This is a genomic window from Microcystis sp. M_QC_C_20170808_M9Col (assembly GCF_007095495.1).
In the GTDB taxonomy this organism is placed as follows: domain Bacteria; phylum Cyanobacteriota; class Cyanobacteriia; order Cyanobacteriales; family Microcystaceae; genus Microcystis; species Microcystis aeruginosa.
This window is the reverse complement of record NZ_SFBZ01000338.1, coordinates 1-9803: the sequence shown is the minus strand read 5'-3', so window position 1 is coordinate 9803 and position 9803 is coordinate 1. Positions and strand designations below refer to the sequence as shown.

The window sequence follows — 9803 nt, the reverse complement described above, 5'->3', positions numbered from 1 at the left end:
GTAGAAAACGAGCAATCTGTTTTAGTTAAGTCTGTTTCTGACTTACAGGGATTTCGGGGGTTAATTTTACCTCTGATTGTTGGGGGAATTAGTGCCGGTATCGGGGCAATAATCACCGTCAGCATCAGATTTTCTCTACTCAGTGGCAACCCATAAATAAGGCGATTGCAACATAGCAAAATATAGGAGTTTAGCTCATGTCTAACGAAACCGTGACTTATTCCCTAGAAGCTGTTCTGACAAGGATTGAGGGGAAAATAGACTCTCTACAAAGAGATGTTAACAAGCTAGAGATAGGACAATCGGAGTTAAAAGGGGAGATTAAAGCCCTAGATGAGCGACTAACCACAGAAATTAAAGGATTAACTGCAAGAGTCGCTAATCAGGAATTTACCAATCGAGGGATTCTAATCGCTTTGGTTGTTGCCATTTTAGGAGGGGCAGCTAAACTTTTTGGTTTTCTTCCCAATCCCTAACAGATATCTAATTAGGAAGTTGCCGTTTTCTTTTCACTGATAACTGAAAAATCCCCACCCTACCCAATCACCTCGTGTAAATCCGTCGGTGCGAGATTAGGATAAACCACTTCACCATCCTTAAACCAAATAATGCGCTGAGAGTGACGCGCCACATCAGCCTCGTGAGTTACCATCACGATAGTAATGCCACTGTTATTCAATTCCGAGAAAATAGCCATCACCTCTTGGGTAGTTTTCGAGTCTAACGCCCCCGTCGGTTCATCAGCAAGTAATAATATGGGTTGATTGACAATTGCCCTAGCAATAGCAACGCGCTGCTGTTGTCCCCCCGATAATTGATTGGGTTTATTGTGCAGTCGATTATCCAATTTTACCTTCGTTAAAGCAGCGATCGCTCTTTCCTTTCTTTCTTGGGGAGAAACCCCACCATAAATCATCGGTAACATGACATTTTCTAGCGCACTCATCTGGGGTAAAAGATGGAATTGCTGGAAAACAAAGCCGATTTTACGATTGCGAATCTGAGCTAAATCCCCATCCGGCAGCGTGGAAACGTCCAGATTTTCTAGATAATAAGCTCCCAAGGTGGGACGATCAAGACAGCCGATAATATTCATGGCCGTGGATTTTCCCGAACCCGAAGCCCCCATAATAGCGCAATATTCCCCTTTTTTTAGGCTTAAATTGATGTTATTGAGGGCTTTAACCATGGTTTCGCCACTGCCGTAGATTTTAGACACATTTTCGAGGCGAATAATTACCGGCTGATAGACTTCGGCTTTATCGTTGCGTTCGCTGAGAGAGGAAGTATCAAAACTCATGAAATAAATTCGTGGGGGCAGGGTGTGGGGTGTAGGGTGTGGAGTGTAGGGTTTTACCGATTTTCAGGGGGTCAATTACCTAATTTTCAGGCAAAAAGTGCCTAAATTTCCCCCCTGATCACTCCAAGGGCTGGCAGTTTTTGATTTCAAACAAGCTTAAAGATATTATCCAACAAGGTTTTTAGATTTATTCAGCCAGCCCTAAATAAAGATAAAACCAATAAATGCAGCTATTCTAACCTGAGCAATTCTCCATTCAAGCAACATCCTTGAGAAAACCGACTAGAGGCAAGAAAACCGGCGCTAAATTCGATCGAGCCACGGCTAAACAGGGATAGGATCGATCGCTATAATTTTCCCCCACCTGCAAGGGAAAAATCTTTTCTCCTAAAGAGATAAATACTCCGCCAGCGGCCTGTAGAATTGCCCAAACCGCAGCAATATCCCAGACTTTCGGGGTTGCTTCCACTCCTCCCAAAACCGTGCCATCGGCAACCAAGAGCAGATTATAACTAGCCACTCCTATCATCCGCACTTTGCTGGGAAAGGGATTTTTTAATATATCTGTACTACGAGCGCAGAGATTAAACAGATGATTTTTGCTGGGAAAATCGTCGCTGGTGTGAATCGGTTGACCGTTGCAGTAGGCCCCCTCTGGACCAGTTAAACCCGTCTCACCGTACCAATAACCATAATAGGCCTGTTTTAGGCAGGGGAGATAAACAAATCCGAACACGGGAGTCCCCCGGTAGAGAAGTCCTAGGGAAATGCCCCAGATGGGAATACCGCGAGTAAAATTAGTCGTGCCGTCGATTGGATCCACTACCCAACACCATTCTTGATCCGGGAAAATATGGGTAGTTTCCTCGGTTAAGACTCCATGATCCTGGAAAGTGCGGGCAATTAATGATCGCAATTCACCATCGGACCAACGGTCGGCAGCCGTCACTAAAGTCCCGTCTGCTTTATTGGTGGCCTGTAATTTGCCAAAATCAGCTACTAGGCGATCGCCCACCTGCTCGGTAGCCTGATAACAAAAGTCTAAAACCTGACTCCAAAAAGTTTCCATAATTTTCTCGTTCGTCTTCTAGTAGAATATTAAATCATTGTCTAAACTTAGGTAGTCGAGATTGAGCGCGGAAGCCCACCAGGAGATCAGACTAGCTACCCGTCTAGAAGCGATACTTTACCTAAAAGGGCAGCCTGTCCCCTTAACCGAGATGGTGACATTAACCAACAGCGATCGCTTGACGGTGGAAGATGCCATGATCGAGTTAATGTCCGATTATGCCCACCGGGATAGTGCCTTGGAAGTGGTGGAAACCCCCCTCGGTTATAGTTTACAATTGCGGTCAGCTTATCAGAATTTGATCGAAGACCTGATCCCGGCCGAATTAGGCACAGGAACCCTCCGTACTTTAGCAGCGATCGCACTGAAAGAACCGATTTTGCAAGCGGATTTAATTAATTTGCGGGGCAGTACGGCCTATCAACAGGTTCAGGACTTGGTAGAACGAGGATTTGTGAGAAAACGCAAGCAAAACGAGGGTAGATCCTACTGGTTAGAAGTAACCGATAAATTTCATCAATATTTCGAGGTTGACAATCTTAGGGAACAGGGTATTCTGGAAGCTACCGATCAGGAATAAGGAGAGAGAGGGTATATTAGGGGTGAATATTTCTGATCACTGAGCTAAACTTGAGGAAGATGGGGGGACTTCGGGCAATCAAGAAGAGCGATTTGTTAACCTAGATCCAATAACCACTACAGCGTGGGAGTTCTGATGACTTTTAATCCTGATTTTTTTCCCTGGGAAACCGAAGAACAAAATGATAACTGTCTGATGCAGTATCTCCAGCAGCAGCATCCTGAAACCCTTGAGAGAATAGCCCAATCGGTCAGTAGCGAAATTAAAGATATTATCTCGCAAAACGTCAAGGGATTGGTGGGAATGTTGCCCTCAGAGGATTTTGCGGTACAAATTACCACCGACCGCGAGAATTTGGCGAATCTTCTCGCTTCAGCGATGATGACAGGTTATTTCCTCGGTCAAGTGGAGAAGCGCCATCATTTAGAATCAATTTTGTTAGCTACAGAATCAATTAAATTGGGCAAAAAACCAAAAATAGATTAATCCTCACCCCAAAAAGATAGAGACACTTTCATCGGTGTCTCTATCAGTTTTTAACCCCCTTTGGCAAAACTCACCATCACCAAAATCGAGAGCAGGATACCGGGGACAAGTAAACCCGCTAATAATCCAAATTCAGTCAGCGTCATAGGAAAATATGCCCAAAATTCCATCACTTCCCACTCTAACCCCCTCTTCCGGCCACCTCAACAAAGCTTAAGGAAAATTTAAAGCCTTTTACCGTTTTTTTTCCTATCAGCAAAGTAAGTATTGCAGTTATCTTAATAATAAGCCTCAAAAATAAGGATTAAATTGCATAAAATTTGTCAATAGACCATTTAATTGATTATTATTCATTCTTAATTCTCCTGACTACTGACTACTGGCTACTGACTCCTAACCCTAACAACAATTTTTGATTTTTACAAGAGGTCGAATGTTTACTTTTGTCCGACTAGACAAACCAAAGAGAGTCTTTTTGATGTTGGCAAGCGGTTTATAATTCTTTTTTCAGCGCCCCGTATAAAGCTGAATAATCGTCCTCTGCGAATCCCATTTCTAAAGCTTTTTCAAGAAGGCGCTGTACTCCTGTTAGGGGAAAAGTGGTTAAATCTAACTTCTCCGATTCCTCTAAAAAAAGATTGACATCTTTCAGTAAATGTTTAGTGGGAAAGTTAGGGTTAGCATAATTTTTCTCTAACATTCTGGTTAATTTTTTGTCAAAAGTAGGCGCATATAAGGCACTTTGACGCAGGATAGTCATGAACTTTTCTAGCTCTACTCCTTGCTGGGATAAAAAAGCTAAACTCAAAGCAAAAGCACTGGTTAGAGCGGCAATTAATTGATTTAAAGCTAATTTTAACGCCGCGGCGGTTCCCACTTCCCCGATTAACATCGGTTCTTGACCAAAATGTGCTAATAAATTTGACCATTGATGGAACTGTTTCTCCGTTGCTCCCACCATAACTAAGAGAGTCCCCTTTTTAGCTTCAGGAATACTTCCTAACACGGGTGCTTCTAGATATTCTCCCCCTTTAGCAACAATTTGATCTCGCAGTTGTTTACTTTCAGAAGGAGCAATAGTTCCCATCTGGATAATAGTACGATTATTGAAGTTGGATTGCTCGGAATTTAATCCTAAAACCTCTTGGATAGCGGCGGCATTAGTTAACATTAAAATCAGACAATCTGCCTCTTGAATGACTTGTTCAGGAGAGCTAACAGTTTTGGCTCCCAACTGCTGTAAAGGTGCTAATTTTTCTAAGGTGCGATTATAGGCAATAACAGGAATTTTCTGATTTAATAATCTTTCTACCATTGGTGTTCCCATTAATCCTGTTCCAAAAAATCCAACTTTCATAACTCAATTTTCCCTGATTTAGTGATTAGTTTTTACTTGTTTTTATGGCTGTCCAATGACGATTAGAAGACTGATAAATTTTAACATTTTTTAATCCCGACTGCTGGATTAAATCTTCGATTTCTGCTAGGGTAAAAGCGGCATGGAGAGAATCTTTAAATAGTTGCGCTTGTCGGGGAGAAAAATTGGGATCGATGTCCCTCACCATCCCCTGAATTATTTCCTCGGAATCGGGACGGAATAAATCTCTTAAAAAAATGCCGCCATGGGGTTTTAAAACTCGCTTAATTTCCCGTAAAAAAGGCAGAGGATCCTTGAGATGATGGATTAAACTATTAGAAATAACTAAATCAAATTGTTCGGATTGGTAGGGAAGATTTTTTCCATCAACTTTCTCCAATTTTATCTGTTCTTGACAGTTAGCATTAAGGATATTTTTTTGACCAATTTCTAACATAGAATCGGCCAGATCAATAGCGATAATTTGCCATTGGGGACGTAGTTGACTGATCATAATCGGAATGCGTGCAGTACCGGTTCCTACATCTAACACCCTAGCATTAATACCGGCCAATTGTACGGCTTCTTTAGCGAAATTAGTATTAACTTCGGTGAAGTCCATGGCATCATATTCGATCGCTTCTTCCCGATCATCCATTACTTCTGGTTCTAAAATTCTTTCCATAGAAAAGCTATCTTTAGGGATTACAATATTCACAATACATTGGATCGGCAGTTTTTTGACCGTTGGGAAAGAGTTTTTCCTCTCGATAATCACACCTTTGACAACCGTATAGTTCCAGTTTAATTAAAGAGGTGGGAAAGTGACATAAACCACAGGGTAAACCCGATGTTATTTCGATAATATCAAACCCCGGACAACCACAATTAGGGCATAATTGATTAAGTTTTTGAACAAGATTTGCTGTCGCAGCAACAATTGCTTTCATCCTCGTGGGATTGTGCATAGCGCGCATATCGGTTTCTAGGTGTACTTTGCCGTTTTTGTCAAGAATATCTTCAACAATTTTAACGAAATTTTTCTCGTCAGTAATTCCCTTAAAAATATGCTCAGAGTCGAGAGAATTTTTATCAAACATCACCACTAAACCATGACTAGGAAACCCGATTTTTTCGGCAAATTCTAAAGCATCTGCTAGATTAGTTACAGTTTGGTGAGCGTGATTAGTTTCCGTGACTATTGCTTGACCAATTATTTCTAGATTATGGACTCGATCGAACAATAAAATCAATTCACGATTACAGGAAACTAGCGGCAAGTTGGGATAGGGATAAAAACTACCCTCACTAGCAATTCCGATATCGTATCCCGAAAGCTCGATCGCTTGTTGTGCCTTCCTGCGAGCGGTTTCAATTTGTGTCCCGATGCGCTTAATATCCCGGGTAAAAGTGCCAAAGCGATCGGTATCAAAATTATCGGGTACAATCACCTTAAGGCCTATTTCTTGCGCTAAAATCGGTGCAATCACCCGCTCTTTTCCGTGCATAGTCCCTAAAATTGCTATCCGATCTTGAAACATCTTTGTCAAGTAAAAAGGAGACAGGAGACAAATTCACCTGATAACTGATGGTGGGTTACGGCGAATACTAAATAGGTGGTAAAATATCTAAATTATTGTCGTCTAACCCACCCTACGCTAACTTGAAACATCTTTGTCAAGTAAAAAGGAGACAGGAGACAAATTCACCTGATAACTGATGGTGGGTTACGGCGAATACTAAATAGGTGGTAAAATATCTAAGTTATTGTCGCCTAACCCACCCTACACTAAGTTGCTGGGGTTTTTTCCTGAGCTTGTTTTAATCTTTCTGCTGCTGTTTCCATGACTTCTGCAAAGTTTTCGAGAATTTCGCCGGGGTGCGCTTCGAGGATTTTTGTGGATAGGGAAATGCGATTTTTATATTCGTCAATTTCCGCGACTACCACTTTAATTGCTTGACCAACTTTAAAGAAAGTCATGGGAGAATTAAAAGAGGCTCCTGTCACCTGTTTAGCATGGAGTAATCCCGTCACTCCACCGCAATCGACAAAGACACCGTAGGGTTGTAATTTAACCACGGTGCCACTTAATAATTTACCCACAGCTAATTGACTGATAGCGTTAGCGCGAGCAATTTCTCGCTGAGATAAAACTAATTTATTATTTTCTTGATCGATTTGAATAAAAGTTGCGGTTAAAAGTTGTCCGATGAGGGAATCTAAATCATTTTTTTCGATTAAATGGGAGCGAGGGATAAATCCTTTTAATCCCTCCACTTCCCCCGTCACTCCCCCCTTATTCACCCCCGTGACGCGCAGCTGCACCGACTTGCCACTTTCAGAGATTTCCCTGACATTTTCCCAAGCTTTTTGTAGTAATAATTGCCGCAGAGACAGGGTAACTTGTCCTTCCGCGTCCTGTCCACGGGTAATCAGAAAATCGAATTCTGCATCTATGGGTAAAGCTTCGGCAATGGAAGTAACATTTTCCAGGGAAATTTCCCTTAAAGAAATAAAAGCGGAGGATTTGCCGCCAATATCGATGAATGCTCCATCGGAGGTGTGTTGATCGACTCTCCCGCGCACGATCTGCCCTTTTTCAAATTGATAATCGTATTGATCAAGAGCTTTGGCAAAATCGTCCATGGAAAAGGCAGGGTTCGGTGTCATGATAAATAGAATGGTTACAAGTATAATTTCGATCTGCTTCCAGTGTAAGCTGAAGCTTGAGGGGTCAGACCATTAAGATTTAAGAAGGCTAAATAACTCTAGCACATGATCCCAAGCAGATTTGGCCGCATTAGCATTATAACTAGCCCTTTGGTCGCAGAAAAAGCCATGGTCGGCATTTTCATAGCGGAAAACTCGATGAGGAATTTGATAACGGATTAATGCGTTTTCTATCTCATCCACTTGCTTTTGAGGAATACTCGCATCTAACATCCCGAAAAATGCGTAGATTGTCCCTTTGATTTGGGGAGTCACCTTCACTGTCCCTTGGCCACCCCCAGGGGTTCCCGTGGTGATTCCCGCACCGTAAAAAGAGGCACTAACTTTGATATCCTCTAGAGTGGAGACAAGATAAACCACATGACCACCAAAACAAAAACCGATCGTGCCGACACCGGTTTTTTGCACCTGTGGCAAACTATAAAGATAATCGATGGTGGCTTGGATATCGCTGATTAATTCGGCTGCTTTGGTTTGTTCTTTGTACTGACGACCGATTTGTATATCTTCTATACTGTACCCCGTTTCAAAACCCGGAGCGAATCGCTGATAAATGGCAGGAGCGATCGCTATATAGCCTTCTTGGGCAATTCTGCGGGTGACATCGCGAATATGGTCGTTTACGCCGAATATTTCCTGAATCACGATAATTGCCGGATAAATTCCCACCCGATCGGGAATGGCTAAATAGGCATCTATGTCAATATCTTTGTTAGGAATCGTAACAGTTTGCGTATTAATAGTCATAATTTTCTCGATGAAAAGGGTGTTAGGGTGTTAGGGTGTTGGGGTTTTAGGGTGTTGGGGTTTTAGGGTTTTAGGGTTGTAGGGTTTTAGTTGAATTCCCCCAATTCCCCATCTCCCCAATTCCCCATCTCCCCAATTCCCCATCTCCCCATTCCCCAATTCCCCAATTCCTCAAATTAAAACAAACTTTTTCAAGGCCACGGCAACCCCATTTAAGTCTACACTAGGGGCAACCCAATCGGCTTGATCCTTAACAGCTTGGGGAGCATTACCCATGGCAACACCGACACCCGCATAGGTGAGCATAGAAACATCATTAAAATTATCACCGATCGCCATGACGTTTTGCGGTTGTAATCCTAGGATATCTTCGGCCAAAAATTGGGTGGCGCTTCCCTTAGTGGCCTCAACGTGGGTAACTTCAAAAAAAGTCGGACTCGATTGGGTAAAGTATAAATCTTGATTTTGATAGCGTTGCTGTAAATGATGCCAAATATCGGCGATAAATTGCTTATCTTCCCCCATGGCCAGGATTTTAGTGGTTTTGTGGGCAACTTTGCGTAAATCTCCCACTGCTTCGGCAATAATACCCGATCGCTGCCGATAGAATTCCGTTTCCGCGTTTAATTGCCGCACATAAAGCACATCGTCCATATAAAAATTAAGGGAGATTTTCTCTTTCCATTGGGGTTGTTCGAGATAATCTAAAAGATCGATCGCCAAGTCGGGGGAAATGGGAGTATGTCGATGGTGAACTTGGGAAACAGGATCTTGAATCCAAGCGCCATTGTAAGCAATTAAAGGTAAAGTGGATTTAAGGCGTTTATGAAAACGTAAAGCCGAGCGGTACATCCTACCAGTGCCAATAGCGACGGGAATTCCCTTTTTTTGGACGGCCGAGACAGCTTGCACCACAGCTGGATTAACCTGATTGTTATCACCGGCGATCGTTCCATCCACATCGACAACGATTAAGCGAATATCCACAGTCATGTCCCATTCAACAGTCAACAGTTATTGACACTCTCGCCGTCAAGCTACGCTGTGACTGGAGATTCTTGCTTCTACTCCTCTTAACTAGACACAATCGGAAGACTATGCCCCCGTCAGACCGAATCCACAAGCGTTTTAGTTTAACGTCTACCGACTGCCCGGCGGCGGACGGATCTGAATTTTATTTGTGGGCTGTTTTGACCTTAGCCGTTAAGCTTCTATCCTGCTTGACCCGTCACCATTACATTTTCAAGGGCGATATTTGTTCCGAGGTACAAAGGAGCGGGAGGTTTCCGTGATCCCTTACGCGCTTTACCGCTTTCTGTATTCTAGCGAAATCCCTCGAAAATTGTCAAAGTATTGAAAGCGAGGATGGAAGGCATGGGATTAAATGCAACAGTCCGAACATTTGGATACACGAATAACTGGACTTCCCCGTTGACAAAAAGCCATAAGCTGTGCTGTAGAAGGGATTAAGAGAATTTCCAGCGCCCCGTTACTGGGTACAAATCAGAGAAACTCCCAATAAATCTAACGCTT

Annotated in this window: 11 protein-coding genes; 3 read left to right on the top strand and 8 right to left on the bottom strand. The window is 42.7% G+C overall.

Annotation, left to right across the window (positions count from 1 at the left end; all coding sequences use genetic code 11):
- Nucleotides 1-197: 197 nt before the first annotated feature.
- Complete coding sequence (locus EWV68_RS21350) at nt 198-476, top strand: hypothetical protein (protein WP_002735949.1); 279 nt, start codon at nt 198-200, stop codon at nt 474-476.
- A 59-nt stretch (nt 477-535) separates the two neighbouring features.
- Here EWV68_RS21350 and EWV68_RS21345 read toward each other — a convergent pair whose 3' ends face one another.
- Nucleotides 536-1300 (bottom strand): ABC transporter ATP-binding protein, encoded by a 765-nt coding sequence (locus EWV68_RS21345; protein WP_002763001.1) that lies wholly within the window; start codon nt 1298-1300, stop codon nt 536-538.
- Nucleotides 1301-1556: 256 nt separating this feature from the next.
- Nucleotides 1557-2369, bottom strand: coding sequence for an inositol monophosphatase family protein (locus EWV68_RS21340; protein ID WP_287170967.1), 813 nt, complete (start codon nt 2367-2369; stop codon nt 1557-1559).
- A gap of 61 nt (nt 2370-2430) precedes the next feature.
- On the opposite strand from EWV68_RS21340, the gene scpB reads away from it, so the two are divergent.
- Nucleotides 2431-2949: an SMC-Scp complex subunit ScpB gene (gene scpB, locus EWV68_RS21335; protein WP_002737651.1), complete on the top strand. Its 519-nt coding sequence runs from the start codon at nt 2431-2433 to the stop codon at nt 2947-2949.
- A gap of 135 nt (nt 2950-3084) precedes the next feature.
- Complete coding sequence (locus tag EWV68_RS21330; protein WP_002803308.1) at nt 3085-3435, top strand: DUF760 domain-containing protein; 351 nt, start codon at nt 3085-3087, stop codon at nt 3433-3435.
- Between the two features lie 493 nt (nt 3436-3928).
- Here EWV68_RS21330 and EWV68_RS21325 read toward each other — a convergent pair whose 3' ends face one another.
- From EWV68_RS21325 to EWV68_RS21300, 6 genes are all read right to left on the bottom strand, one after another.
- Nucleotides 3929-4792: an NAD(P)-dependent oxidoreductase gene (locus EWV68_RS21325; RefSeq protein WP_287170966.1), complete on the bottom strand. Its 864-nt coding sequence runs from the start codon at nt 4790-4792 to the stop codon at nt 3929-3931.
- Between the two features lie 25 nt (nt 4793-4817).
- The gene (locus EWV68_RS21320) at nt 4818-5477 is read right to left on the bottom strand and encodes a class I SAM-dependent methyltransferase (RefSeq protein ID WP_287170965.1); all 660 of its coding nucleotides are present in this window, start codon (nt 5475-5477) and stop codon (nt 4818-4820) included.
- 13 nt (nt 5478-5490) lie between these two features.
- Entirely contained in the window at nt 5491-6333 is an 843-nt protein-coding gene (locus EWV68_RS21315; RefSeq protein ID WP_061430475.1) for a DUF6671 family protein, read from the bottom strand.
- Nucleotides 6334-6581: 248 nt separating this feature from the next.
- Nucleotides 6582-7439, bottom strand: coding sequence for a S1 RNA-binding domain-containing protein (locus EWV68_RS21310; protein WP_061430476.1), 858 nt, complete (start codon nt 7437-7439; stop codon nt 6582-6584).
- A gap of 96 nt (nt 7440-7535) precedes the next feature.
- On the bottom strand, nt 7536-8270 hold the full coding sequence (locus tag EWV68_RS21305; RefSeq protein ID WP_061430477.1) for a dienelactone hydrolase family protein: 735 nt from the start codon (nt 8268-8270) through the stop codon (nt 7536-7538).
- 171 nt (nt 8271-8441) lie between these two features.
- Nucleotides 8442-9257 (bottom strand): Cof-type HAD-IIB family hydrolase, encoded by an 816-nt coding sequence (locus tag EWV68_RS21300; protein WP_061431045.1) that lies wholly within the window; start codon nt 9255-9257, stop codon nt 8442-8444.
- Nucleotides 9258-9803: the final 546 nt, after the last annotated feature.

What these genes read in the sequence shown, in the direction of transcription:
- EWV68_RS21330 (WP_002803308.1), top strand. Translation starts at nt 3,085, where the DNA reads ATGACTTTTAATCCTGATTTTTTTCCCTGGGAAACCGAAGAACAAAAT.
- EWV68_RS21350 (WP_002735949.1), top strand. Translation starts at nt 198, where the DNA reads ATGTCTAACGAAACCGTGACTTATTCCCTAGAAGCTGTTCTGACAAGG.
- EWV68_RS21345 (WP_002763001.1), bottom strand. Translation starts at nt 1,300, where the DNA reads ATGAGTTTTGATACTTCCTCTCTCAGCGAACGCAACGATAAAGCCGAA.
- EWV68_RS21325 (WP_287170966.1), bottom strand. Translation starts at nt 4,792, where the DNA reads ATGAAAGTTGGATTTTTTGGAACAGGATTAATGGGAACACCAATGGTA.
- EWV68_RS21310 (WP_061430476.1), bottom strand. Translation starts at nt 7,439, where the DNA reads ATGGACGATTTTGCCAAAGCTCTTGATCAATACGATTATCAATTTGAA.
- EWV68_RS21305 (WP_061430477.1), bottom strand. Translation starts at nt 8,270, where the DNA reads ATGACTATTAATACGCAAACTGTTACGATTCCTAACAAAGATATTGAC.
- EWV68_RS21340 (WP_287170967.1), bottom strand. Translation starts at nt 2,369, where the DNA reads ATGGAAACTTTTTGGAGTCAGGTTTTAGACTTTTGTTATCAGGCTACC.
- EWV68_RS21315 (WP_061430475.1), bottom strand. Translation starts at nt 6,333, where the DNA reads ATGTTTCAAGATCGGATAGCAATTTTAGGGACTATGCACGGAAAAGAG.
- EWV68_RS21320 (WP_287170965.1), bottom strand. Translation starts at nt 5,477, where the DNA reads ATGGAAAGAATTTTAGAACCAGAAGTAATGGATGATCGGGAAGAAGCG.